The following is a 24,884-nucleotide window of genomic DNA, read 5'->3' as shown; positions in this document are numbered from 1 at the left end:
TTACATAAATAGCAAGGAGTACGCCCATGTTAATACAGTTAAACCCAACTGGTGTATTAGATTTACTATCTCAGTTAGAGGTTGATTTATTAGAACAATCCTCAACTAGCGAGCGTTATAAACTATTTAGAAATTGTGTATTAGCGGTACTCAATGTAGGCAGCCATACCGACGAAAGTTCGCAAATATACGACAAGTATAAAGACTTTGACATTCGCTTACTCAGCCGAGAGCGCGGAATAAAAATTGAGCTTGAAAACCCACCTCAAACTGCCTTTGTAGATGGTGAAATAATCACCGGTATACACGAACACATATTTTCAGTTATCCGCGATATTTTATTTATTTGTCAAAAGTACGAAAAAGATCTAAAAGAACAAAAAGCCATTACTCATATGGTGTTTGACATGCTTAGAAATGCGCATGCGCTTCGTGTAAATAGCGAGCCCAATATGGTGGTTTGTTGGGGCGGGCATTCAATAAACGAAATTGAGTATAAGTATACCAAACAAGTAGGTTATGAATTGGGCCTGCGTGGATTAAATATTTGTACTGGTTGCGGACCTGGTGCAATGAAAGGTCCAATGAAAGGCGCTACTATAGGCCATGCAAAACAACGTATTAAAAACAATCGTTATTTAGGACTAACAGAGCCCAGCATTATTGCAGCAGAACCCCCTAACCCAATAGTAAACGAACTCGTTATATTGCCAGATATAGAAAAACGGTTAGAAGCATTTATACGCACAGCCCATGCAATTATTATATTTCCAGGCGGTGCGGGCACTGCCGAAGAATTATTGTATTTATTAGGCATTTTATTGCATCCAGATAACGAAAAGCAGTGCTTACCCGTTATTTTAACCGGACCAAAACAAAGCAAAGATTACTTTGAAAAACTGTGCGAATTTATTGAAATGACGCTCGGAAAAGAAGCGCTAGACAAATTTGAAGTTATTATTGACGATCCCAGTTTAGTTGGACAAAAACTAAAATCTAAAATGGCTAATGTTCGCGAGTATAGAAAAAGTGAGGGCGATGCATACTATTTTAATTGGACGCTTAAAATTGATAACGATTTTCAGCAGCCCTTTGCACCTACACATGAAAACATGGCAAACCTAGATTTACACTTGGATCAACCAAAACAACAGCTTGCAGCAAACTTACGACGTGCGTTTTCGGGTATTGTTGCCGGTAATGTTAAAGATGAGGGAGTACGCGCTATTAAACAACATGGACCTTATACTCTCAGTGGTGAACCTGCATTAATGCAAGATATGGATGTACTTTTACAAGCCTTTGTTGACCAAGGCCGCATGAAATTACCTGGCAGTAAGTATACTCCGTGTTACAAAATAAAAGCATGAGTCATATAGTTTGAAACCCCATTTATTATTAATTGATGCGCTTAATTTAATTAGGCGCATTTATGCAGTTGATGTAAACCAAAAACACAACAACGAAGACCAATTAATACTTACGTGCAGTGAGCGTGTAGCGCAAGCATGCAAAAAATTGCTTCGCATAACGCAAGCAACGCATGCAATTGCAGTGTTTGACGGAGATAAAAGTTGGCGCTATCACTTTTATGAACATTACAAACACTCAAGAGCCCCGATGCCCGAAACACTAAAAGGTGCGTTACATCATTTTAAATCAGCAATTGAGGAAACCGGTATTATTGTGTTTGAACCAATAAATGATGAAGCTGATGATATTATTGCTACGCTTGCTTGCAAAGCCGCTGATAAAAAAATAATGAATACGATTGTATCTACTGACAAGGGATTTTTACCGTATTTAAACAATGAAATACAGATTTATGATTATTTTAAAAGGCAGTATTTAGATGAACCCACAATGGAAGAGCGCTTTGGTGTAGAAAAAAATAAACTCGTCGATTTTTGGGCACTTGCAGGCGATAAAACGAATGACATACCTGGTGTAAAAGGAGTTGGTATAAAATCAGCTCAGCAGCTTGTTAATAATTACACCTCTATAAATGAAGCATTGAGTGATGAATTACTAAACACAGCGCTACGCAAAAAACTTGAAGCCAATATGGACATGTTCGTTATATCTAAACAATTGGTTAGTTTAAGAACAGATATAAATTTAGGGTTTAGTTTAAAGCAGCTTAGGCTTAATTAGTCGCAAGTAAATAGCGTGTATTTATAACAAAACGTATACTAATACCCGTGGTAGCATTTAAGGTAAATAGTGTTGAAAAAGTTTATACGGTATTTAATTTTAGGGTTGGGGCTATACGCGCTCATTGCAACCTTAGTGATTGCTTTTTACAAAGACGATCCACAAGCAATGATTTGGCAAGATCGAGAATCATTTAATAAGCGCTACATTGAAAAGCTTTCGCTAGATTCTCAAACTACACTCAACACCGTACTTGATTACCTTGGTAGCCCAGACTTAACATTTGCCAAGCGCGATAATGAACAAGTATTACAAATTATTTTTTATCGCACACAGCATATTACGTCAGACGGTATAACAACGATGGATGAATGCACAGGCTTATTATTTAAAAATGGCCAGCTAATTTTATGGGGACCAAGTGCATATAGTAAATATCAGGAAGAAATTAGGTGAAGGCATAATGGATGAGCCCCTTGCAAATCGTTTAAAACAACTGCACGAAAATACGCAGCGTTTTTTAATTGGCTATAATAATAAAGACCATTGGCAAGCCTTATACCCTATGGCCTGTAAATTAGCCGAACAGTATAGAGTCTTATACGAACACTGCCCTAATGCACTACTATCCAAATTAACGTTATTTAATTCCCACTACAGCTATTCAACTAATTTAGTGATAAGCCAGTGTGTCATTACTGCAAGCTTATGTGCTAGCCAAAATTACGACAAAAAACTAACCGAACTTTACATAAACGCCGCACTTGTGGAGCATTTGTGTGTCTGCTCGCAACTAAACAAGCTAGCTGAACAATCTGAATTTAGTGCTAACGATAAAAAGATTTGGCAGCTGCGCCACCAATTTGCAGCAAAAATAATGTTAAGCTGTGGCAATAGCGCTGCACCGATTACACATATACTCGCAAAACTAAATAAATATAAGCAAGCTCTCGTAAATACACCAAAGATAATGCTTTACGATGGTGGAATTACGCTTGTTGCACTCGCTAATATAATAGCAATGAATATAACCCATACCCCTGCTAAAAAGCACATAAGCTTTTATCAGGCCTTGTCCGATTTATATTTACGCACGCCAAATATTTTTGCACAACATTTAATTAAATCTTACGTTGCCCACGTAGGGGCATTTTTGGCTGGTAGCCGAGTTGTGTATCAAGATCAAAATATGGTTTATCTAGCAACCGATAAACAAAACAGGCATATAATAGTTACCCCTGAAAATAAACAAAAATTAGCTTGGTTTAGAGTAAAAGCGACATTAAAAGACAACCCCAAACAATGGAAATGTGCAGATAAAAAGCTTCTATACAGTGTATGGAACAGTGAACATATTACTATTAACGAGCCAAGCAGTTTAGATAAACCAAGGCAACTAATTGAGTTAATTAGTCAAATTAAAGTTAACCAAGAATATAGTTTTAAAGGTTTGAATAAAATAATGGCTCATCACCCTGAGATTATTGCGCGAGTATGTGAAGCCGTTAAACCTTATAATAAAGAACATCAAGCAGCTAAAGATCTGCGCCATAGCTTGTCTATGGTTGGATACAATAATGCGCCTGCTATTATTCAGCGCGTCGTATTTGAGCAATTGGTTAATTCAACACCCCATCCACTACAAAAGTTTATATTAAATCGACTAGACTGTTTGGTAAAAATAATGGCTTTATTGGTAACACACAATAAGCAGTATCAATTTGAGCACATCACTTTACCTTTGTACGCATATACTCATTTTTTGTTAACCCAATGCAGTACTCGCTTAACACGAAAAATAGCTATCGATGAAGTGCCAAACAAAACGTTAAGCACTCCATTTAGTGCATTTTTTGGTGTAGCTAATATTAATAATGAGCATATTAAAGCATTGCTTTTGCAATTACTAAGCGATAACCCTTGGGCAAACATGTTGTTACAGGCAGAGCAAACAGCAAAAAAACAGCTAACAAATGAGCATAAGCTATGGGTTGCTTTAAAAGTGATTGCTCAACGGGTTTTCAAACCTGAGCTAAAATTAACCCCATGGCAACAGCAAACTCTGAGTGAGCAACTAAGACTAAATGGCTGGGATGATGAGCGACCTTTTTACGCCCAATTAGCGGGTTTACAAATATATAACAATATTTAGTTCGTTTATTACCACTATAAATAGAAATTATACCCATTATTTATTCTATAAACTGGCAAAATAAGTGGTAAATTGGTATAAATGCGCCCTTAAAATTTTCAATCATTCACATAAATTACCTAACAAGCAGTTACTCTTTTAGAGTAATTTTTTATGTGCACATCAAACTCTTTAAAGGAAACGTTAATGGCCAAACAAACCATCACAGTGATCAAAGGCGACGGCATCGGTCCGAGCATCATCGACTCAGCACTTGAAATACTAAAAGCCGCAGGATGCGATTTTGATTATGAATTTGTTGATGCTGGCCTAGCCGCTCTTGAGAAAACAGGTGAGTTACTTCCACAAGAGACGATCGATACCATTGCTAAAAACAAAATTACACTTAAGGGTCCATTAACTACCCCTGTAGGTGAAGGTTTTACGTCTATCAACGTAACACTGCGCAAGCAATTTGGGTTATACGCAAACGTTCGCCCTGTAAAATCATTTGTGGGCACTAAAGCCCGTTACGATGATATTGACATCATCACTATTCGTGAAAACACACAAGGCATGTACTCAGGTGCAGGCCAAGTAGTGAGTGAAGATGGCAATGAAGCTGAAGCAAAATCAGTAATAACACGTGAAGGCGCTGAAAAAATTGTAACATTTGCTTATGAACTTGCAGTGCGTGAAGGCCGTAAAAAAGTAACCGCTGTTCACAAAGCAAATATTTTAAAGTCTACGTCTGGCTTATTTTTAAAAGTTGCTCGTGAAGTAGCTGAGCGTTACCCACAAATTGAATCAACAGAAATGATTGTTGATGCAACCTGTATGAAGCTTGTAATGACACCTGAAGAGTTTGATGTAGTTGTTACTACAAACTTATTTGGTGACATTTTATCAGACCTATGTGCTGGCTTAGTGGGCGGTTTAGGTATGGCACCAGGTGCAAATATTGGCGAAGATGCTGCAATTTTTGAAGCTGTGCACGGTAGCGCGCCAGATATCGCAGGTAAAAACCTAGCAAATCCAACTTCTGTAATTTTAGCATCTATTCAAATGTTAGAGCACTTAAATATGGGTGACACAGCAGAGCGTATACGCAGCGCCGTTGCTGATGTAATCAAATCAGGTGACCGCACTACACGTGATTTAGGTGGCAGCCACGGAACAACTGATTTCACACAATCAGTGATTGACCGTCTGTAATTTAATAGGACGTTCAAAAAAGCCAGCGTTTAATGCTGGCTTTTTTATGCCGTTTAAAAACGTTTTGACCTAATTGAAATTAACAACATTAAAATTAATAACCCGCCAAGCGCCCCGCCACTAGAGCTTGAACCATTATTATTTTCTGGCTGCGCTACAGTTACAGACAAGTTTTCACTGATAACCTCCCCCGTATTTGTGTCTGTTATGGTTAAAGCCACAGAGTAACTGCCAGCACTTTGATACGTATGACGTGGGTTTTGAACTTGAGATAGGTCGCTGCCGTCACCAAAATCCCAAGTGTAAGCATAATTTTTAAAGCCACCTATTACATCGGCATTAAATTGAACCGTTAAGTTATTCGTTGAAAAAGTGGTATTAACTGCTAGTGGAACATTAACGTTTACATTTACATTTTGAGATACCGACACCCCTTGGTCATCAGTCACGGTAAACGACACTGAATAATCACCCGAGTATAAATAGTTATGTGAAACGCTTTGTGATGCTAACGAACTGCCATCGCCTAAATTCCACTGGTAACTGTACGGCGCTAACCCTCCTTCAACGTCAGCTTGTGCTGTGAATAGCCCTTGTGTTGTTTCGTAATCAATTGCAGTGATACTCAGGGGAGCAACAATGGTTACTGTCGTTGTTGCTGTCTGCTCATCGTTACCGTTACTTGCCGTAAATGTAACATCATAGCGTCCGTAACCTTCAAAAACGTGCGAGGGGGATAATTCAGAACTTGTTTTTCCGTCACCAAAGCCCCAAATAAACGTGTCAGATGGTGAAAGCGATAACCCTTCTACTTTAAAATCAGCTGTGAAATCTGAGAGTGAGTAACTAATACCATTTAATGGCTCATAATTTAATAATATTTCAATGCTTCCATTATTGCTTTCTTGGTTTGTGAGCGTAAAACCAAAACCAACTTGTGGTAATTTAACACCCGATTCTGCTTGTTCTGCAAAGCTGAAGTCCGTCTTATCGCTAAAAGAACTAATAGCAGATAAGTCATTATCTCCTAGCCCAGCTCGCTGAGCATAAAGACTGAATCCGGCATCTCGTACCTGAATAGCTGTATTTGCTGGTGATTGCGTGCCTCCTTTATTGATAGCACGCTGATCTGCGTCAACAACCAATGCAAAACCACTGCCGGGGTGCTCAGTTGTATTGTTATCAGTGTGCGACTCATCGCTGTACCACAGTAATAACCCCGGCGAGTAACCTTCTTTTTGCAATCCACTATCTACACCCGAATAGTCACGCAACTGCAGGTAGTAATACGATGGCCTAGCAAATACATAACTACCCACCTTTGAAAAGCCGGCTAAGGTGATAGTGCTTTGAGTTTCTGCGTTATTTTGCCAAATTAATGAACCACTTTGCTCAATACGCATATCGTCAATAACAAAGCCATAATAGTGCGTATTAGCGTCTGTTAAGTATTGTACTTGCAACTCTATTGTTTGCCCTGCATAAGCAGATAAATCAAATTGGTGTATTAAATAACCGTTAGGAAGCTGCGCATCAGCATTTAAAAATGAATCGCCTGTAATATAAGGGCCAATATTGCCATAGTAAGGGTTTATAGATTGTGTATAGTTACCAGCAATAGGCATACCATTAACCGTTATTTGGACTAGGTCGTAATCTTTCTCAATGCTATAAAAGGCAACAAAGCTCAGCATAAGCGACTCAGTTGTACTTGGTAAATCAATGGTATTTACTAAACTCGTATTAAGATTATCGCCAGTATTTGAATAATATTGAAAAACACCTTCTACCGGGGTTTTAAATTTTTCAAGTCTTGGTGGTAATGTAACCTTTATTTGGCTTTGTGATATAGACGTACTTGCTGCATTATTTATCACTTGCACAGCATTGGCATTAATCTCATCCATATCAAGGCTAAGCTGGTTTACCCAATTACCTTGGTAGCGTGTTTGTAGATACTCTAGCGCATAAGGGCTGAACATGACCGGCTCAGACCCTCTGGGAGAGCCCGCCCACGTACCTGATGACATAACAGACCATGAAGCAACGGGTTCACCAACCGTATTAGACTGTAAATCATATTCATCCTTTAAACCTAAATCGTGTCCAAACTCATGAACAACAACACCAATGGCTGCATCGATAGGGTTTATTGTGTAACCAAATAGCTTAATGTCACTACCAACAACTTCAGAAGGTTGGCTATTTTCGTCTAAAACATAAAAGCGATGTGACCAAATAGCATCAGTGGCTAAATAACCACCGCCCGACTCTTCACCAATACTAGAATGAAAAATCATAACATGATCGATTATCCCATTTGGCTCATCGGTAATACCGTCACCGTCTATGTCATAAAGGTCGGTTAGATCATAGTCTGCTAAATTAATATTAAATTGGGCAACCGCTTTTTCCACAGCTTCTTTTACTAAGCTTGGAGCGTTTTTATCTCGGGTGGAGCCTAAACGTTCACCGTAAAATTTAGCATTATTATTTGCAGTTACCCACCCGTAAACTTGCCCTTCAAAATTTAAGCTGTTGCCCGAAGCAGCTGCATAATACTCAGCTGCAGACGAAAGAGTCTCTCCATTAGGACCTTCATATCCACTGAGATTAAACAACATCTGCTGGTAATGTTCGGCTGAGTAATCGGCATAAAACATGTCTGTATCTTGAGGAGTTAACTGGTTTTCGTCGTGTTTTAAGTCAGGAAAATCAATTAAAATAGTTAGCACTTTAACTGTATTTACTCGCTCATCAGGAACTAAGCCTGTTGAAAAACTCGGTTGTTGTTTAAACAAGGCCTTATTTTGTAACGAGTTATACGATGATATGCCTGATGATTGACGAAACCCATTTTTTAAAGGCAGTTGCAGTGGTGATTGATTACTGATGAATTCATTATAAGAAGCTTCTAACTCATCGGGAGTTAAACCCTCTTTTTTATTAAGCCAATACAAAATACGTTCTTTGTTAGTCACCCCTAAATCGTGCGGAGTCGGTGCTTTAGCAGTAGCGATAGTGCTAAAAAACAGAGTAAAAAAAGTAAGTAACGCTATTTTGTTCACTGTGTGTTCCTCAAACAGATTGTTAGACACATCATACCTAATAACAATCATTTAAACAGGTTATAAACTAGCTTAAAGTATATGCTAGCAACCTATTTTTGCTTAAGCCTAAAACAACAGTAAGTAAATGAAAATAAACAAATTGCATATTATCTCCTTAAAACCTTTAAATACCATTCAAATAAAGCATTAAAAAGCCAAAAAGGCCCAGCAAATGAATTTAAAATGCAAAAATACACATTCAAGGTTGACATGCACACCTAAAACACTTAAAAATAGCCCTATACAAAATTTCACATCAAAGCAGTGTTTTGCTAAGTAGAGTAAATAACTATGAAAACACAATTTAATCTTCTAGTCGTTCTCGTACTGGTCTTAGTAATAAGCCCAGCGGGGATGTATTAAAAGGTAATACTGCTTTTTAAAAACCCTCGCTTTAAGCGGGGGTTTTTTTATGCACAAAAAGCGCAGAGGAATGAGGATGAGCAAACAAGAGTATAATGGCTCTGAACTAGTCGTTCAGGCATTAAAAGAATTAAAAGTAAAATATATATTTGGCTACCCTGGTGGCTCGGTATTGGATTTATACGATGCACTTTTTCAACAAAATGACATTGAACACATTTTAGTTAGGCATGAGCAAGCAGCAACACACATGGCTGACGGTTATGCACGTGCTACCGGAGAAGTCGGTGTCGTTCTTGCTACCTCAGGCCCTGGTGCAACAAATTGTATTACGGGTATTGCAACCGCTTATATGGACTCGATTCCAATGGTTGTATTATCAGGACAAGTACCCACTAGTTTAATTGGTGACGACGCCTTCCAAGAAACAGACATCGTTGGCTGCTCTCGCCCAATTGTAAAACACAGTTTTAACTGCAGAAGCGCGCAAGAAATTCCAGCTATTTTGGCAAAAGCGTTTTATATTGCAAGCACTGGCCGCCCTGGCCCTGTTGTAGTTGAGCTACCAAAAGATATGCTAAATCCGACAATCAAATTTGAATACGACTTTCCTACAACAACTGAGCTTCGAACATATAGCCCAAATACAAAAGGCCACTCAAAACAAATTAGAAAAGCAGTGGCTGCTATTTTGGAAGCTAAAAAGCTAGTTATATACTCTGGTGGCGGGATTATTATTTCAAACACATCTGAGCAATTAACTCGATTAGTAGAATCATTAAATGCGCCCATAACTAACACCTTAATGGGGCTTGGTGGTATATCAGGAGTCCACCCTAATTTTATTGGTATGCTAGGGATGCACGGTACTCTAGAAGCAAACAAAGCGATGGCTAACGCCGACGTTATACTCGCATTAGGTGCCCGCTTTGATGATCGGGTGACAAATAATGTTAAAAAATTCTGCCCTAACGCCACTATTGTTCATGTTGATGTAGATCCAACATCGATTTCTAAAACCATTAAAGCACATATCCCTGTTGTAGGCTGTTTAGACACGGTACTTAAACAACTACAAGACGGCATAGATAAAAGCACAATCCAAATAGATCGCAGTGCACAAGAGGATTGGTGGCGACAAATTATTAGCTGGCGTGAACAAAAATGTTTGGGATATAAACAACAACCATCTGAAAAAATTAAACCTCAAGCCGTTATTGAAGCCCTTTATAAAGCAACTGAAGGAGAAGCTTACATCAGTTCTGATGTTGGGCAACACCAAATGTTTGCAGCACAATATTACCCATTTAAGTACCCTCGCCAATGGATAAACTCTGGTGGCCTAGGCACTATGGGCTTTGGTTTACCTGCCGCTATGGGTGTTAAGCTTGCATTTCCTGATAAAGAGTCAGTATGTGTAACGGGCGATGGCTCTATTCAGATGAATATTCAAGAACTTTCTACGTGCTTACAGTACAACTTAGCGGTTAAAGTGGTTTCTCTCAATAACCGTTCATTAGGAATGGTTCGTCAATGGCAAGATATGGTGTATGGCGGACGTCATTCTTCCTCGTATATGGACTCGTTGCCTGACTTTATAAAATTAGTTGAAAGCTATGGCCACGTTGGCATTCAGGTAAACACGCTTGAAGAGCTCCAACCCGCTATTGATAAAGCAATGAGCATAACTGATCGTCTCGTATTTTTAGATATACTTGTAGACGAGAAAGAGCATGTATACCCAATGCAAATTAAATTAGGTGGCATTGACGAAATGTGGTTACGTAAAGGAGTAAAAGCATAATGCGTCGTATTTTATCGATATTATTAGAAAACGAACCCGGTGCACTATCTCGTATTGTAGGGTTATTTTCGCAACGGGCATACAACATTGATAGCCTAACAGTGGGTACCACTGACGATCAATCTTTGTCTCGTATTACGATAACAACAATGGGTGATGACCGAATTGTTGAACAAATTACCAAGCAAGTAAATAAGCTAGTTGATGTTCTAAAAATTATTGATTTAACTGAAATGAGCCACATTGAACGCGAACTACTTCTTGTAAAAGTATTTGCGCAAGATGAAACAACGCGTGCAGCGGTAACGCGTGTGGTCGATGTGTTTAAAGGTGATATTTTAGATATGGGGCGTCAGAGTTACAGCTTACAACTTGTAAGTAGCACAGATAAAATAGAATCATTTTTAGATACGTTACGCCATGAAACAGACATCATTGAAGTTGTGCGTTCAGGTGCAGTTGGAATTGGCAGAGGCGATAAAGCCTTAAAAGCCTAACTTTACTGATACGGAGCCGTTTAAATACGGCTTTTAGAATATAAAAAAAAAGGGCTTATTAGCCCTTTTTTCAATTAATTTGTAAAACCAATTATAGGTTTACTTGGTCTTTAAGGCCTTTGCCTGCTTTAAAGCTTGGGATAGTTGCCGCTGCGATTTGGATCTCAGCACCCGTTTGAGGGTTACGGCCAGTGCGTGCTGCACGTTCTTTTACTGAGAAAGTACCAAAACCAACTAATGCTACTGAATCACCTTCTTTAAGTGCAGAAGTTACAGCACCAGTAAATGCGTCTAGCGCACGGGTAGCAGCGGCTTTAGAAATTTCCGCGTCAGTAGCAATTTTTTCAACTAATTGAGCTTTATTCATTGTTAGATTCCTATTCGTTATTATTTTGCCTTCGCAAAACCTATCTTTATGTATTTTTTAAAAGTTAGCAACAGCAAATTGCAATTTTTAGTTAAAATCTTATAAAACACATAAAATTATATTAATTTCCGCTAAAATACAGCATCTTGTGTTAACAAAGACTTAATTTTTGTACAATTTTGGTGCGTGTTCATCAACATGTAAAAACTATATTTTTTCGATAACTAAGGTCACTTCCCCGACCTCGACACCAAACTTAACAATAGATGTGCGGTTAATCAAGCGTGATTGTGTTACCAAATACATCCAGTCATCAAAATTAACGTCTAAAGTACTCCCGTCATAAGGAAGCTCAACGTTATAATTCCAATGAAATACACTGCCATCACTCTTACCTTTTGCTACACCAAGAACGTCAGCAGCAGTACCTGTAAGCGTGTTATCATCGTTAAGGGTTATTTTCCAAATGCGTTTTTGTGTTTCACCATCATCATACACAAAATCTTCTTCTATAACGCCCTGGTTGCCCTCCCACGTAGCGTTCATGTCAACTACTAACTTACGGGTTAATTCACCTTTAAAGTCTTGCACTACGCCGTAGGCTTTTAATTTACCGCTAAAGAACGTTTTAAAGTCAAAATTGGGGGTTGTTTTACTGTAATGCTCAACGCTAGGTGCAGAGCAGCTAACTAAAAGGAGCGCAAGTACGCACACAAAAGTCATTTTTAACGCGTTATTAATAGTCATTTTAATTCCCTAATAGTTTTTTTCTTAAAGCCGGTTCAGACGTATTTTCAGCTAACCAAATAGCTAAAAAATCACTCGAAAAGGCAATATCATCAATTACACCTACTTTTTCATCGTTAAACAAAAAAGTACTTTTGCCTTGTTCGTCTGTAACCAAGGTTAAAGAGTCGCCTTTGCTTATGTTTGGCCAAAGCGATAAAAGCTGCTTATCGTATTTATTAACTAAATCTTCCTTACCAATTAACTCCCACTGCTCATTAGTTGCTTTTACAATTTCTTTGGCTTCAAAATCACGTAAGTAGATAAGCTTAAATTTGACAGGGTGTTCACCCAAAACATAATCGCCAGAAGGGCTATATAAGGTGGCGTCGTATACATCCCAAAACAAATACTCCATTCTACCCTCACCCACTTTGCTAAATTCAGCATTAGCAAAAGCAGAAGTACATAATAATAGGTACAGCAAAGTTGTATTAATGAGTGCTTTCAACATTAAAGTCCTTATTTAAATAAAAAATTAACTAGGTAAACCGGCCTCAAGTAGGAGGTATTATCGACTTTATTTTTTGATTTATAAGTACAATGAACGTAAAGGCTGCTGACCACATCGCACCGTAGGCTAACCAAAATTGCCAAAGGGGTAACCCTAAATCAATTACGTTAAATCGTGCCCCCGCCCAATAACTAGCAGGTGCAAAAACCAAACAAACAACAAAAACTTGCCAAAATTTTAAACGACTCAAAAAGTGCATCGATGTGTTTAATGATAGTAGTAGTGCGGCCCATAGAAAAACCAACCACAAAGGAAATGGATCGACCTTAAACGCAAGTAAACCAAGCTCTACAGAAATATATTCGAGCAATAATGCAATTGGGAGTGCTTTCAGTAAGAGTAATGCGTCTTGTTTTTTTTGTTTTGATAAATAAAACATTAAAACAATAACAATCGCACTAAATAAAAGTGATTTTCCTTCAAGCAGTAATGATAAAAACCACACTGCTTGAAACAAAACAAAATTAGTAAGCGAGTGCAATTTCATCTACACTGCTACTAAAGCGAGGTTTACGCGCCATTAAATGTACGGTACTGGTTGCACGGGTTCTAAATGCACCTTCACAGTACGCAAAATAAAATAACCATAGCCTATAAAAGCGGTCATCAAATTTTGAGCGGTCTAGGTCTGGCCAACTCTTGATAAAGCGCTCACGCCAATCAGCTAACGTTCTTGCGTAATGCGTTCCAATATCACTAACAGTATGAATAACCATATCGGTGTTGTTCTTAATTTGCTCACTCATTTCGTTTAATGAGGGTAAACACCCACCTGGGAAAATATACTGCTGGATAAAATCTGAATTTTTAAGGTAGTGCTTATAACGCTGATCGCTAATAGTGATTGCCTGTATCAACATTGCGCCATCGTCTTTTAACAAGGACCCACACTGCGTAAAGAAGCTAGGTAGATATTCGTGGCCCACCGCCTCAATCATTTCAATTGACACTAACTTGTCGTATTTGCCTGTCAGCAACCGATAGTCAAGTTTAAGCAGCGTTATTTTGTTTTCTAAGCCTAGCTCTTTAACTTTTTGAGCGACATAATCGTATTGCTCATCAGATATCGTTGTAGTCGTTACTTGGCAGTCATAATGCGTTGCCGCAAAAATTGCAAATGCCCCCCACCCTGTACCAATCTCTATTACTGAGTCACCGGCTTTCAATTCAACCTGTTCACAAATACGCTTTAGCTTGTGTTGCTGAGCATCTTCTAAACTGGCATCTTTTGAGGGATATACTGCACACGAATAAAGCATCTCCTTACTTAAAAACGACTCATATAAATCGTTACCTAAATCATAATGAGCAACTATGTTTTTCTTCGATCCCGACTGAGAATTTTTGTTTTTTAAATGAGTCAACCTGTTAGCAATATTACTGAAAAATGCAAATTTTCTTTCGAATTCATCCAGCTGCTTCTCATTTATCGCAAACAACTCAATTAGTCGGGTTAGATTGTCACAACTCCATTGACCTAAAATGTAAGATTCGCCTGCACCAACACTGCCAGACAACGCAAATGCCTTATACATTGCTTTGTCGTGGATTGTTACCGTTACTTTTAAGTCAGATGATGCATCTCCAAAAACAAGCTGCAGATCTTCATCAATCACTGTAATTTGCCCTGTTTCTATTGAAGAAAAGGCTTTAAATACTAATTTTTTATAAAGCCCTGTAAACCAGCCTGTGTTTTGTTCGCAATTTAAGCTAGACACTTTTTCCATTAGAACACCTATGTTATTTTTATTACTGCTTACATGTAATTTGTGACTTTTAAGAATGGCCTAAAAAAGGCACTCTTTTTATAAATAGCTTTAACGCTTGGTAATAAATACCTTTAAATATTGTCCACGTCATTGCTGGGAAACGCTTTAACAACTGACTCATTTCTTTTTCAGTCAGTTCTTTGCGGGTTAATCGAAGAGTAGCATCAAATAGCAACTCACCATCCCGCTTATTTTCAATATGAATCAATGTTTTATCTTGCGTTAACCTGATTGTCCAATGATAGTTCATATCAAGATTCATAAAGGGTGATACGGAAAATACTTTTTTAAAGTTCACTTTTTTCTCTAGAGGTATCAAATAGTAGTGTCGCTCATTCCATGGTGTATTACTAACCTCAGCGACCATGTACTTAAATTCACTGCCACTATTACCATAAAAAAAGAAGTTTACTGGGCTAAAGTAAATACCAAAGCAACGAAGCTGTCCAAGCATGTAAACATGGCTAAAAGTCTCTGTTACACCGAGCGATAATAACTGATGATTTGCACGTTCAATGATTGAAGCATCATTATTGTGGGGACTATTAACAAAATAGTCTGATTCATTAAACTTTAATGCTTTTGAACCAGAAGTGCCTAACCATTTATGCTTATTATTCAATTGCTCTGGGTTATTGAGGTCAACCCACATCATATACAGTGGATTACTAAAATGATGAGTCTTAACAGCAAAACGGCGATGCTTAACATCGCCTAAATAAACAGCACTAGTCAAACTCAACCCCTAACTGCCTTGCCACATCTACACCACTGCGAACACCATCTTCATGAAAGCCGTTGTACCAATAGGCACCACAAAAATAACTATTATTTTGGCCATCGATAGTTTGTTTAAGACCTTGCGCAGCAATGGATTCTTTGTTGAAAACAGGATGGTGATAAGTGAATTCACGCAATATTTTGCTTTTATCTATCCCTTCAAGGTGGTTTAACGTAACACAAAACTGAGTGTCTGATTGAATACCTTGCAATATATTCATCTGGTAGGTAACAACAGCTGCTTTGTCGGTGTTATTGTTCAATAAATAGTTCCAACTAGCCCAAGCAGCTTTTCTGTCAGGTAGTAAATTTGTATCTGTGTGAAGCACTACTGAATTTTCAGTATAAGGAATTGCACCAAGTACAGACTTTTCTTGGCTTGTGGCATCACCAAGTAATTTAAGCGCTTGATCTGAGTGGCAAGCAAAAACCACCTTATCAAATATATGCTGCTCACCATTGGTAAGTTCAATGGTTACTTGGTCATTTGCACGAATTACCGATTTGATATCAGTGTTAAGCTTTATTTTATCAGCGAACCCTTTTATTAATGGGTTAATGTATTCGCGTGAACCGCCCGGCACAACATACCACTGAGGTCTATTTGTAATATCTAAAAGGCCATGATTAAAGAAAAATTTTACAAAAAACTCTACACCTACATTTTCCATTTCCTTAATACTAGTAGACCAAATAGCTGCGCCCATGGGTAGGATATAATGATACTTAAAAAAGTCATTAAACTGATTCTCATTAAGAAGCTGGCCCAATGTTTGAGATTGTTGGTATTCGCCTTTTTCGTGTATGGCTTTACATAGTTTGTTAAATTTAACTATGTCAGATAACAAGCGCCAAAATTTAAGCCTAAAAATATTTCTTCTTTGTGCAAACAAACTGGTGAAGGTATGGCCATTGTACTCAAAGCCTGTTGCCTCATTATGAACACTGAAACTCATTTGGGTTTCTTGCTTTTTTATGCCAATGCGAGCAAGTAGCTTTTCAAAGTAAGGGTAGGTTCTGTTATTAAAAACAATAAAGCCGGTATCCACTGCGTAATTAACGCCCTTAACAGCTACGTCAACTGTCGCAGTGTGCCCGCCAATATAATCGTTTTTTTCAAATAAAGTGACATCGTAGTGTTTGTGAAGCAAATGCCCACAGGTTAAACCTGATACACCAGTTCCAATTATTGCTATTTTTTTCAACGGGTTAATCCTTTTGCTATTTTAAGCCAAAGCGGTAAAGGTAAAATCCGCAATGCTTTTAATATAAGCGTAAAACGATACGGAAAATGTACTTCTTTACGTCGCTTGTTTATTCCTTTGATCATATAATCAGCTGCTTCTTCAGCGGTCACTGCCATAGGCATAGGAAAATCATTTTTTTCTGTTAGAGGTGTTTTAACAAATCCTGGGTGAACTAACGTTACATCTATATCGGTCAAATCAACGGCTAGGCTTTTAGCTAAATAACTCACGCCCGCTTTAGACGCACCATAAGCCTCAGAGCGTGGTAACGGTAAGTATGTAACGCTTGAACTAACAATAACTAACTGGCCGCCACTTTTAACTTTGGGGAGCAACGCCTCTAGGCAAAAGCCTACCGACAGTAAATTGGCATTAATTACTCGTTCAAACAGGGCACTGTCAAAGTTTTTCGCATCGTCTATGTATTCACAATTGCCTGCATTTAGAATAACGCGGTCAAAGTGCGGGTACCCAATCGTTGCTTCTTTAATATCTTTTAGGCTTGTTGCATCAAACTTACAACTTTCAATATTTTTATGTTTTGAAAGCTCCGCTAATTTTTCTGTATTACGGCCACATGCAATAACAGTGTCACCCATTTGTGCATATTTAATTGCTAATTGCTCGCCAATACCTGACGTTGCGCCTGTTATTAAGGTAACCATAATTAACCCGCCCTTTTATCAATGTAATTAACCACACTGCCTAATATAGGGATGTGTTTGTAGAGTAGTTCGCCGACATTGAAGTAATCACGGTGCTTAATAATTTTTTCATTATCAAAAATTAATTTGCTATGCCCCTGCACAGATATGGTTTTGCCAGAGGCCAGCTTGGGATGTGAATAATGCATTGTCCAATAGACAAATGCATTGTTATTAATACCAAACGAATCTGTAATATCAAACTGACAGTGCTTAACGTTACTATATAAATTTGCAAAATAGTCTCGCAAACTTACTATGCCGTTAATTTCGTGCATTGGATCAATAAATTGAATGTTGTCGGCATAAATATCACTTAATAAATCCAAGTTAGAACTATTGAGTTGCTGGTAAATATCAACAAATTTATCTACTGGTAACTGGTTATCCATATCATACCTTAAATGCAGCGAGCGCACGTTCACGTGCAGCTTTGTGATCAACAATTGCTGGCCAATAACATTCACTTCCTTTGCCTGTTGCAGCTAAGTAAGTATGTGGGAAATGAATGTGTTTATCTGGCACATTTTCAAGCTCAGGCAAATACTTACGTATAAACTTACCTGTCGGATCAAATCGCTCACTTTGGGTAATAGGGTTAAAAATTCTAAAATACGGTTGCGCATCACAGCCTGTACTTGCAGCCCATTGCCAGCCACCATTATTTGAGGCTAAATCACCATCAATAAGGTGCTGCATAAAAAAGCGCTCACCCTCACGCCAGTCAATTAATAAGTGTTTGGTTAAAAAACTGGCTACTACCATTCGTAAACGGTTATGCATCCATCCAGTTTGCTTTAGTTGTAACATGGCTGCATCTACTAATGGGTAACCAGTACGCCCTTCGGTCCATGCTTTAAACTCTTTTTCGTTTTTGCGCCAAACAACCGGATTGTATTTCTCGTTAAAGTTTTCACCACGCGAAAGCCTCGGGTACTCTGCAATAAGGTGCCTGTAAAACTCTCGCCAAATTAGCTCGTTAACCCACGTAAATGTCTTACTTTTTGATGTGGTGAATATGTCGGGGTAACGTTGCTGTATATTGATCAATAGTTGTTTTGGGCTAACTATACCCAGCGCTAAATATGGGCTCAAACCCGATGTCCCTTTAACACTGGGGATGTCACGCTGGTCGTCATAGCTTGTTAACTTATCGCAAATAAAATTATCAACAACGGTTAAAAGTGTTTCATCATCAACGGGCCATTTATCCGAGCTACCATCGCTTTCAAGGTACTGGCTTTTTTCAATTTTTATAGGATTTTGCTCTAGTGGCCATCGCGCCAAGCTAAAGTGGGTGTCTTGATATTGCTTTAACCATGCGCGTTTAAATGGTGTGAATACTTTATACATTTCATTACTTTGGTTTTTAACGCTACCAACAGGCGCAATTAAATCCCCTTCATATAACGTAAAAGTAATAGAACGTTTGTCACACTGTGCTAGAACGGCCTTGTCGCGATTAACTTCGTTTAATTCGTATTCTGTATTAGCAATAATGTGCTCAATGTTGTTAGTTTCACAAAACGAAAGTAATTCAGTTTCACAGTCGTCGAAACTAGGGGCATTAATTACATGAAGCGTTATACCATAATTGGCAAGTTGGTCTTGTAAATAAGCAACACGTCGCTTAAGTAAATCAATTTGTATGGGCGCTGCTTGGTGCTGTTGCCACTGCTTTTCGCAAACAAAAAAAATGGCGTGTTTAGCGCCATTATTTAGCGCTTCTATTAACGCTTCATTCGAAAAAAGGCGCAAATCGCGCCTAAACCAAAATAATGTATTCATTAAATACCAAATCGTAGTTTTAAGTCATGAGGATAGGGATTAAAAAACACCTGTTTTTCTAGGTACTCTTTAGGGTGAACTTTTAGGTGGTGCTTAAGTAAAGTAAGAGGTACATAAAGCGGTACTAAGCCAGAGCGATACTCGTCTATTGCTTCACGCAGTTCTTGTTTTTCAACCTTAGCTAAGTCTTTTTTAAAGTAACCTTGTAAGTGCATTAATGTGTTGCAATTATTACGGCGTGATGCAGGTTTTTTAAGCCCTGTCATTAAACCTAAAATGTATTCATCAGCCAACGCATTTATGTCGTCGCCTGTATAAGTTCCAAGCAATTTACCAAGTTCTCGATACGCTTGGTAGTTGTGAGCCATTAATAAATACTTATGCTTGGCATGAAATTGAGTTAGGTGGTGGACACTTAGTGGCTCTTTTACAAGCTGCTGCCAGCTATTTAAAACATATACGCGCATTACAAAGTTTTCACGTAAGTGCATATCGTTCAATCTGCCATTTTCCTCGCAAGGTAACAGCGGATTATGCTTCATAATTTGTTCGGCAAAAAAACCAACGCCCTCTGAGGTGTTACCTGTACCAGCCTCATTGTATATTTTTATACGCTCCATGCCGCAACTTGGACTTTTGGCGCAAAATACAAAACCACTCAACTCTTTAGCCTGCTCAGTCGCTACTTTTTTACCGTATTCAGTTAACTGCGGACCTACGTCGCCAGAGCCGTCAGGACGGCAGACTTTAATAGTGTCACCAACTCGAACTTGGCGAATTGTAGGTCGAGGTATTGGTAAGCCAACCGCAACCTCAGGACAAAAGCGTGTATATTCAACATGCTTTGCAAGTTCATCCATACAAAAGTTTGACCTTTTGTGACCTGTATCAAATCTAACTTTTTCGCCTGCTAAGCAGGCGCTTATACCTATTTTTATTGTAGTTTTTTGCATGTAATCTCTTAGTAGATTAAATTACCAATTGGATTTAGTAACTTACTTAGCCCTTTATTAAAATGTAGCGCACTGCTCACAACTGTAAAGCATAAACACCCATCTTTTGTTATTGGCGTGTGTTGGTGGCTGCCATCTTGCCAAATAAAGTCACCTGGTACGTAGTGCCCGTCTTCATCACAAAACTCACCGTCTAGTAACAGGGTTATTTCAAAACCTGTGTGAGTATGTTCAGGAATCTCACCGCCAGCGTCTATATGTAGCAAACTTGAGCGTAGCGCACCATCGTCTAGTGCAACGCGTGAGCGAGCTAATTTGCCAACTTGGGTAAATTTGCTGTGTGAAATACGCGACAATGCGCGAGGCAATTGGTAGTTATGCTCATTAACACTTACTTTAACAGGTTCTACCTCATACACTTCATCTATAGAATCATCAGCAGTGATTAGGTCAAGCACGTTCATATCAAATTCTTCAAGCAATTGAGATTGGTTATTAATCGGTTGCTCAAAAGATTCGGTGTCTTCACTAAACAACGCATCTGCATTGCTTGCTTCTATTTTTGCTACCTTTTCTTGGCAAACAGGACACATGTCTACATGTATCGAAACTGCAAGGCTCAAAGAGGCACTTAACGACGCTGAACAATACTCTGTAAGTAGTGTTTCACTCGGGTGATGTTTAATCATGCTGATCTCCCATTTCATTACGTAATTTCTGCAAGGCTAAACGTAATCGTGATTTTACCGTGCCTACTGGAATATTAAGTTGTTGAGCTAATTGCTCTTGCGACATATCTTGAAAATAAACCCCACGAACAACTTCGCGTTGTGCGATAGGCAATTTGTCAAGGTAGCGTTTAATTTGTTTATCTTCTAAATGATCAGTGTATTCATGATTTGTGTCTTCAGAATCGTTAATTAAAGGCCATATATCTTCGCTAATGTTTTCTTCTTTGTTACTTTTCATTTTGCGGAGCATATCAAACGAGGCATTACGCATTACTGTGTAAACCCACGTAGTCGCAGCACCTTTATCACTATTATATAAATGCGCTTTACGCCAAACTGACGTTAATGTTTCTTGCACAAGCTCCATCGCTTGTGCTTCAACACCAAACTGCTTTATTCCAAAGCGCTTAATTTTTGGTGAAAAATATTCAAATAAATAGGCAAATGCTTTTTTATCGCGGTCTTGTGCAACCGAAAGTAATGCTTGCATAAGTTCAGAACTAGGCGTTTCTGGCATGGCAGTATACTTACCTGTATTAGGTTCACAACGAGTTGACTGTTGTTGACTTACCATAGTAATTAATCCCATTATTGTTTTGATATGAGTAGTACGTACAATAAATTGTATGGGATCACATTATTTAGGCAAATTCATTATTAATCACAGTATGGAGGAAATTGAGTAAGTTATCAAAGTTAGTTTCGAACGCAAGTTGTTGTTTTTTCTCGATCGAAATAGGCAATAGCTCAAGCCAACGTGCGGCTATCCATGCTAGATTGTTAAAATTAGTTGTTTTATAAAGTAGGTTTAATTCAGGGTTGCCATAAAACACATTGCGCAACGCATCATGTAGCAAAAAATGCTCGGCAACAGCAGTGTTTGTTTCGTTATACCAATAAGGCGTTTTGCAGTCAGATATTAAACCATGACGGAGTTCTTCTTCGTCTTGGTAAACATCGTTAATTTGAACGCTTTTAGACGCAAAAACATCAATAAGTAGCACGTCATTGTCGTCTTGGTCAAAATCGATTATGTCAACCAAGCAGCCTTGGGCGCTTATATTAAAAGGTGTGTCGTGCTCAAACGTGCATAGTACAAAGCCCGTGCTATTTTTTAATGCGGTTTTAACCATATTTAAATAACGAGGCTCAAAAATACGCAAACGCGTGTAACCTTCAGGTAAAATAAAAATGGGTAATGGGAAAATCGCACGTTTCATAAAGTCTACTTCTATCAATAACACTGCCTTTATTTACGTGCGTTTTTACTAAGTCGATCAGCTTTAACTAAATCGAATTAATTGCAATATACTTAACTGGTTAAATATTAAGCCACCCGCCCATGCTCTTTAATGCTTGTACAGATACATACGCAGTTATAATACTCACTACAGGTGCTAACATAAGTGCAAATAATCCAAGTTCGGTACTCATCGTCTTATTCCTTTAAGTTGCTTATTTTGCGTTTTTTACTGCTGGATTCGTACTTTCAGCTACTTCATTACTGACTAAGTCAGCAGGCTCAATTAACGATTCAAGTGTTAGTTTTGTATCAAAATAAAGGGTATCTTTTATAGATTTTTCAAGCTCTATGGTGGTTTGCTTAATGTAGCTTGTCACACTGCTTGTTAAAATATCAGTTACATCTAGGTCAACTTCTGTCGCGTTTACTTGCGAAGAACCTAATACTAATAAACTAGCCATAGCGATTTTAATTGAATGTTTCATAATGGTATTCCTTGTTGGTGTATTGTTTAGACGTAGTTATATACTCAAGGGTTGTGCCAAGATGAAAATAAAGTTTAAATTATTGATATATATAATTATTTTATAAGCTAGGTAATTTATAAAAATTCAGGAGAGGTTAATTTAACCACGTATATTTATTTTTTAGCCACTTTTTAGTTAAAATAAACAGTGGGTATGCTCAGTTTTATAGATTCGCAAAAGCATTAAATTAAAAATGGTCGGTCAATCACAAAGTCATTATTAAAAACACGCAACCATAAATAATGGTTTTGAAATAATAAGATCAGTGAATATAAAAAGACTAATAGGCTTAGGCTTACTTTTTACCTAAACGAAAGGCATCAACCATACTCAACACCCAAATCACAATCATAAGTGGTAAGTATTTGTATTCTGCAAGTTTTGCACATGCTTGTGACGGCTCTTTTGCGGCACCAAATATAGAGGTAAAAGTCATAGGTATTTTCCCTGCCACAATTTCATTGGCTGTGCATTGTGCAACGGCAAAAATATCCTTCATAGTTAAAATTAATAATACCGAAAACACACCAGCAAATATTGCACCTATTAAATGTTTTTTTAACGAAAAGTGCCCAGCCCCTGGATAAATAATGGCTGTTAGTAATGCGGCTTTTAAATTTGCTTTCATGGTTTTTAACTTGAGTTATGTTGAAAATAGGCCAACACATAGTGAATTATTTTTGTTTAAAATCAAGAAAAAGGTTTAACTTGTACAGTGATTGAAAATTTCAGCGTACACTTGTACACTAAACGCTAATTAAATAGTGGTAGGAGCAGTAATGTCACTCGACGCCCCTTATTCTCGTAAAGAAGAACAGCTCAATGTTATAAGCCATGCTCTGGGTATTATTTTTGCCGTGTTTGTTATGTGGGATCTATTTAGTCAAGCTACAAATCCCAAAGCCTATATAAGTACTGCAATATACGGTAGTACCTTGTTTATACTCTTTTTATCATCAACCCTATACCACGCCAGCGTCCAACCACGTTTACGTGCCTTATATAAAAAGTGTGACCACTGCGCCATTTATTTACTTATTGCTGGCACCTACACTCCTTTTTTATTGCTCTCACTTTCAGGGGCTTGGTCATGGGGAACACTCACTTTTATATGGAGTGTTGCTATTGCGGGTGTTGCGTACAAAATACTTGTTAAAAATGGCAATAAAAAAATATCCCTTGCCACTTACTTACTCATGGGATGGTTTGCATTAGCCATTATTTACCCGCTGTATTCAAGCGTTAATATAAAAGCACTTTACTGGTTACTCGCTGGCGGCGTTTTTTATAGTGCCGGCACATTATTTTATAGCGCAAAAACCACTCAGTTTAGCCACGCCATTTGGCACTTATTCGTAATAGCAGGCTGTGTTTGCCATTACATTTCAATAAGTAACTATGTTTATTAATGGCAGCTTAGAGCTGTTGTTAACCGTTACTTTTCAATTACGTCAACGTATAGGGCTTGCATAGTCAGGAAAACGACACAATCGCTCGTTTTTATCCTGACGTAAAAACCAGAACGACTGTATTTTAGTAGTACTGGCAAATAGTTAAGAAGTTTGTTACAAATGAGTTATTCAAGCAAACGAGCGACAATGTGGAAGAAAAACGCGCGATTCGCTCGCTATAAACATGTTATAAGGTTCTCGAACATTGGATGATCGAACTCGTAAGGTTATTTATAAAATTACTTATCCCAATGGTAAAATTTATATTGGGAAGGACTTAACGGATAGCATCAATTACTTTGGCAGTGCTGAAAGTCAGCATATCGCCAAAGACTTTACCGAGGCTGAGCGTAATGATTTCACAATCAGAAAGGAGATAATATTCTCATCTGATGACACAAAAGAAATCAATAAAACCGAATCTAAATTAATATTAGAGCATCGTTCTAATAATCCTGAAATTGGCTATAACCAATGGCCTAAGTTCAGTGTATAAACCTTATAACAAGTGACTATGGTGTCAATTCCTAATTTCAAACCATTTTAGGATCCCACATGACACCATCCCTCACCATAGAATTTATGATCACTACCAGCTTTCGTATACACGCAATAATGGCTACTTTTTTAGGCTTTCCTGCTTTAACCATGCGTTGATAAAGGTCTTTAAATTTAGAGTTGCACTGAATGGCTGACATCATCGCCATGTACATGGCAGTTCTTATTTTAGGTCGGCCGCCACGTATCATT

The 24,884-nt window shown here is 38.1% G+C and carries 27 protein-coding genes; 9 read left to right on the top strand and 18 right to left on the bottom strand.

The window, feature by feature from the left end:
* Window positions 1-26: 26 nt before the first annotated feature.
* The 5 genes from ppnN (at window position 27) to ATS71_RS12650 (ending at window position 5,500) form a co-directional block, all read left to right on the top strand.
* On the top strand, window positions 27-1,370 hold the full coding sequence (ppnN, locus tag ATS71_RS12670) for a nucleotide 5'-monophosphate nucleosidase PpnN (RefSeq protein ID WP_058405154.1): 1,344 nt from the start codon (window positions 27-29) through the stop codon (window positions 1,368-1,370).
* Window positions 1,371-1,380: 10 nt separating this feature from the next.
* A complete protein-coding gene (xni, locus tag ATS71_RS12665; protein WP_058405153.1) occupies window positions 1,381-2,154 on the top strand; it encodes a flap endonuclease Xni in 774 nt (257 codons plus the stop codon).
* A gap of 69 nt (window positions 2,155-2,223) precedes the next feature.
* Window positions 2,224-2,610 carry a DUF3192 domain-containing protein gene (locus ATS71_RS12660; protein ID WP_058405152.1) on the top strand — a complete coding sequence of 129 codons (387 nt, stop codon included), beginning with the start codon at window positions 2,224-2,226 and terminating at the stop codon, window positions 2,608-2,610.
* A gap of 7 nt (window positions 2,611-2,617) precedes the next feature.
* On the top strand, window positions 2,618-4,306 hold the full coding sequence (locus tag ATS71_RS12655) for a hypothetical protein (protein ID WP_058405151.1): 1,689 nt from the start codon (window positions 2,618-2,620) through the stop codon (window positions 4,304-4,306).
* Between the two features lie 186 nt (window positions 4,307-4,492).
* Window positions 4,493-5,500, top strand: coding sequence for an isocitrate dehydrogenase (locus tag ATS71_RS12650; RefSeq protein ID WP_006793428.1), 1,008 nt, complete (start codon window positions 4,493-4,495; stop codon window positions 5,498-5,500).
* A gap of 53 nt (window positions 5,501-5,553) precedes the next feature.
* Here the strand turns inward: ATS71_RS12650 and ATS71_RS12645 are convergent, their stop codons facing one another.
* Entirely contained in the window at window positions 5,554-8,568 is a 3,015-nt protein-coding gene (locus ATS71_RS12645) for an immune inhibitor A domain-containing protein (protein ID WP_058405150.1), read from the bottom strand.
* Between the two features lie 481 nt (window positions 8,569-9,049).
* Between ATS71_RS12645 and ATS71_RS12640 the strand changes: the two genes are divergently transcribed.
* Together ATS71_RS12640 and ilvN are read left to right on the top strand one after the other, a co-directional pair.
* A complete protein-coding gene (locus tag ATS71_RS12640; protein WP_058405149.1) occupies window positions 9,050-10,777 on the top strand; it encodes an acetolactate synthase 3 large subunit in 1,728 nt (575 codons plus the stop codon).
* Entirely contained in the window at window positions 10,777-11,274 is a 498-nt protein-coding gene (gene ilvN / locus ATS71_RS12635; protein WP_006793425.1) for an acetolactate synthase small subunit, read from the top strand. Before ATS71_RS12640 ends, ilvN begins: the two co-directional genes overlap by 1 nt.
* Before the next feature lie 91 nt (window positions 11,275-11,365).
* Here the strand turns inward: ilvN and ATS71_RS12630 are convergent, their stop codons facing one another.
* The 16 genes from ATS71_RS12630 to ATS71_RS12555 all read right to left on the bottom strand — a co-directional run bounded on the left by ATS71_RS12630 (window position 11,366) and on the right by ATS71_RS12555 (window position 23,311).
* On the bottom strand, window positions 11,366-11,641 hold the full coding sequence (locus ATS71_RS12630) for an HU family DNA-binding protein (RefSeq protein ID WP_006793424.1): 276 nt from the start codon (window positions 11,639-11,641) through the stop codon (window positions 11,366-11,368).
* Window positions 11,642-11,848: 207 nt separating this feature from the next.
* A complete protein-coding gene (locus ATS71_RS12625) occupies window positions 11,849-12,388 on the bottom strand; it encodes a DUF3833 domain-containing protein (RefSeq protein ID WP_058405148.1) in 540 nt (179 codons plus the stop codon).
* Window position 12,389: 1 nt separating this feature from the next.
* Window positions 12,390-12,878 carry a chalcone isomerase family protein gene (locus tag ATS71_RS12620; RefSeq protein WP_058405158.1) on the bottom strand — a complete coding sequence of 163 codons (489 nt, stop codon included), beginning with the start codon at window positions 12,876-12,878 and terminating at the stop codon, window positions 12,390-12,392.
* Window positions 12,879-12,924: 46 nt separating this feature from the next.
* Window positions 12,925-13,428 (bottom strand): DUF2878 domain-containing protein, encoded by a 504-nt coding sequence (locus ATS71_RS12615; RefSeq protein ID WP_058405147.1) that lies wholly within the window; start codon window positions 13,426-13,428, stop codon window positions 12,925-12,927.
* On the bottom strand, window positions 13,406-14,668 hold the full coding sequence (locus tag ATS71_RS12610) for an SAM-dependent methyltransferase (protein ID WP_058405146.1): 1,263 nt from the start codon (window positions 14,666-14,668) through the stop codon (window positions 13,406-13,408). Before ATS71_RS12610 ends, ATS71_RS12615 begins: the two co-directional genes overlap by 23 nt.
* A 49-nt stretch (window positions 14,669-14,717) precedes the next feature.
* Complete coding sequence (locus ATS71_RS12605) at window positions 14,718-15,446, bottom strand: DUF1365 domain-containing protein (RefSeq protein WP_058405145.1); 729 nt, start codon at window positions 15,444-15,446, stop codon at window positions 14,718-14,720.
* Window positions 15,439-16,695 (bottom strand): NAD(P)/FAD-dependent oxidoreductase, encoded by a 1,257-nt coding sequence (locus ATS71_RS12600; RefSeq protein WP_058405144.1) that lies wholly within the window; start codon window positions 16,693-16,695, stop codon window positions 15,439-15,441. Before ATS71_RS12600 ends, ATS71_RS12605 begins: the two co-directional genes overlap by 8 nt.
* Window positions 16,692-17,402: an SDR family NAD(P)-dependent oxidoreductase gene (locus tag ATS71_RS12595; RefSeq protein WP_058405143.1), complete on the bottom strand. Its 711-nt coding sequence runs from the start codon at window positions 17,400-17,402 to the stop codon at window positions 16,692-16,694. The genes ATS71_RS12600 and ATS71_RS12595 overlap by 4 nt, the downstream gene beginning before the upstream one ends.
* A gap of 2 nt (window positions 17,403-17,404) precedes the next feature.
* Window positions 17,405-17,833, bottom strand: coding sequence for a nuclear transport factor 2 family protein (locus tag ATS71_RS12590; protein WP_058405142.1), 429 nt, complete (start codon window positions 17,831-17,833; stop codon window positions 17,405-17,407).
* A gap of 1 nt (window position 17,834) precedes the next feature.
* Complete coding sequence (phrB, locus tag ATS71_RS12585) at window positions 17,835-19,229, bottom strand: deoxyribodipyrimidine photo-lyase (RefSeq protein WP_058405141.1); 1,395 nt, start codon at window positions 19,227-19,229, stop codon at window positions 17,835-17,837.
* Window positions 19,229-20,182, bottom strand: coding sequence for a YbgA family protein (locus ATS71_RS12580; protein ID WP_058405140.1), 954 nt, complete (start codon window positions 20,180-20,182; stop codon window positions 19,229-19,231). Before ATS71_RS12580 ends, phrB begins: the two co-directional genes overlap by 1 nt.
* An 8-nt stretch (window positions 20,183-20,190) precedes the next feature.
* Window positions 20,191-20,871, bottom strand: a complete 681-nt coding sequence (locus ATS71_RS12575) for a ChrR family anti-sigma-E factor (protein ID WP_058405139.1) — start codon at window positions 20,869-20,871, stop codon at window positions 20,191-20,193.
* Window positions 20,864-21,487, bottom strand: coding sequence for a sigma-70 family RNA polymerase sigma factor (locus ATS71_RS12570; RefSeq protein ID WP_008129206.1), 624 nt, complete (start codon window positions 21,485-21,487; stop codon window positions 20,864-20,866). Before ATS71_RS12570 ends, ATS71_RS12575 begins: the two co-directional genes overlap by 8 nt.
* A 67-nt stretch (window positions 21,488-21,554) precedes the next feature.
* Complete coding sequence (locus ATS71_RS12565; protein WP_171034603.1) at window positions 21,555-22,133, bottom strand: LON peptidase substrate-binding domain-containing protein; 579 nt, start codon at window positions 22,131-22,133, stop codon at window positions 21,555-21,557.
* Between the two features lie 235 nt (window positions 22,134-22,368).
* Window positions 22,369-22,641 carry a hypothetical protein gene (locus ATS71_RS12560; protein WP_058405137.1) on the bottom strand — a complete coding sequence of 91 codons (273 nt, stop codon included), beginning with the start codon at window positions 22,639-22,641 and terminating at the stop codon, window positions 22,369-22,371.
* 337 nt (window positions 22,642-22,978) lie between these two features.
* Complete coding sequence (locus tag ATS71_RS12555; protein WP_058405136.1) at window positions 22,979-23,311, bottom strand: hypothetical protein; 333 nt, start codon at window positions 23,309-23,311, stop codon at window positions 22,979-22,981.
* A gap of 151 nt (window positions 23,312-23,462) precedes the next feature.
* On the opposite strand from ATS71_RS12555, the gene trhA reads away from it, so the two are divergent.
* Complete coding sequence (gene trhA, locus ATS71_RS12550) at window positions 23,463-24,092, top strand: PAQR family membrane homeostasis protein TrhA (RefSeq protein WP_058405135.1); 630 nt, start codon at window positions 23,463-23,465, stop codon at window positions 24,090-24,092.
* 247 nt (window positions 24,093-24,339) lie between these two features.
* Window positions 24,340-24,630, top strand: a complete 291-nt coding sequence (locus tag ATS71_RS12545) for a hypothetical protein (protein WP_058405134.1) — start codon at window positions 24,340-24,342, stop codon at window positions 24,628-24,630.
* A gap of 37 nt (window positions 24,631-24,667) precedes the next feature.
* Here ATS71_RS12545 and ATS71_RS12540 read toward each other — a convergent pair.
* A partial coding sequence (locus ATS71_RS12540) for a transposase (protein WP_152995683.1) occupies window positions 24,668-24,884 on the bottom strand: 217 nt, incomplete at its 5' end.

This window comes from Pseudoalteromonas sp. H71 (assembly GCF_001468485.1).
In the GTDB taxonomy this organism is placed as follows: domain Bacteria; phylum Pseudomonadota; class Gammaproteobacteria; order Enterobacterales; family Alteromonadaceae; genus Pseudoalteromonas.
The sequence above is the reverse complement of the archived record's forward strand: the minus strand, read 5'-3'. Positions and strand labels throughout refer to the sequence as shown.

Bases quoted from the DNA above. Each gene is read 5' to 3' on its own strand.
- ATS71_RS12580 (WP_058405140.1), bottom strand. From the start codon at position 20,182: ATGCAAAAAACTACAATAAAAATAGGTATAAGCGCCTGCTTAGCAGGC.
- ATS71_RS12575 (WP_058405139.1), bottom strand. From the start codon at position 20,871: ATGATTAAACATCACCCGAGTGAAACACTACTTACAGAGTATTGTTCA.
- ATS71_RS12570 (WP_008129206.1), bottom strand. From the start codon at position 21,487: ATGGTAAGTCAACAACAGTCAACTCGTTGTGAACCTAATACAGGTAAG.
- ilvN (WP_006793425.1), top strand. From the start codon at position 10,777: ATGCGTCGTATTTTATCGATATTATTAGAAAACGAACCCGGTGCACTA.
- ATS71_RS12640 (WP_058405149.1), top strand. From the start codon at position 9,050: ATGAGCAAACAAGAGTATAATGGCTCTGAACTAGTCGTTCAGGCATTA.
- ATS71_RS12555 (WP_058405136.1), bottom strand. From the start codon at position 23,311: ATGAAAGCAAATTTAAAAGCCGCATTACTAACAGCCATTATTTATCCA.
- ATS71_RS12625 (WP_058405148.1), bottom strand. From the start codon at position 12,388: ATGACTATTAATAACGCGTTAAAAATGACTTTTGTGTGCGTACTTGCG.
- ATS71_RS12560 (WP_058405137.1), bottom strand. From the start codon at position 22,641: ATGAAACATTCAATTAAAATCGCTATGGCTAGTTTATTAGTATTAGGT.
- ATS71_RS12610 (WP_058405146.1), bottom strand. From the start codon at position 14,668: ATGGAAAAAGTGTCTAGCTTAAATTGCGAACAAAACACAGGCTGGTTT.
- ATS71_RS12655 (WP_058405151.1), top strand. From the start codon at position 2,618: ATGGATGAGCCCCTTGCAAATCGTTTAAAACAACTGCACGAAAATACG.
- ATS71_RS12650 (WP_006793428.1), top strand. From the start codon at position 4,493: ATGGCCAAACAAACCATCACAGTGATCAAAGGCGACGGCATCGGTCCG.
- ATS71_RS12590 (WP_058405142.1), bottom strand. From the start codon at position 17,833: ATGGATAACCAGTTACCAGTAGATAAATTTGTTGATATTTACCAGCAA.
- ppnN (WP_058405154.1), top strand. From the start codon at position 27: ATGTTAATACAGTTAAACCCAACTGGTGTATTAGATTTACTATCTCAG.
- ATS71_RS12565 (WP_171034603.1), bottom strand. From the start codon at position 22,133: ATGAAACGTGCGATTTTCCCATTACCCATTTTTATTTTACCTGAAGGT.
- ATS71_RS12595 (WP_058405143.1), bottom strand. From the start codon at position 17,402: ATGGTTACCTTAATAACAGGCGCAACGTCAGGTATTGGCGAGCAATTA.
- ATS71_RS12615 (WP_058405147.1), bottom strand. From the start codon at position 13,428: ATGAAATTGCACTCGCTTACTAATTTTGTTTTGTTTCAAGCAGTGTGG.
- phrB (WP_058405141.1), bottom strand. From the start codon at position 19,229: ATGAATACATTATTTTGGTTTAGGCGCGATTTGCGCCTTTTTTCGAAT.
- ATS71_RS12630 (WP_006793424.1), bottom strand. From the start codon at position 11,641: ATGAATAAAGCTCAATTAGTTGAAAAAATTGCTACTGACGCGGAAATT.
- trhA (WP_058405135.1), top strand. From the start codon at position 23,463: ATGTCACTCGACGCCCCTTATTCTCGTAAAGAAGAACAGCTCAATGTT.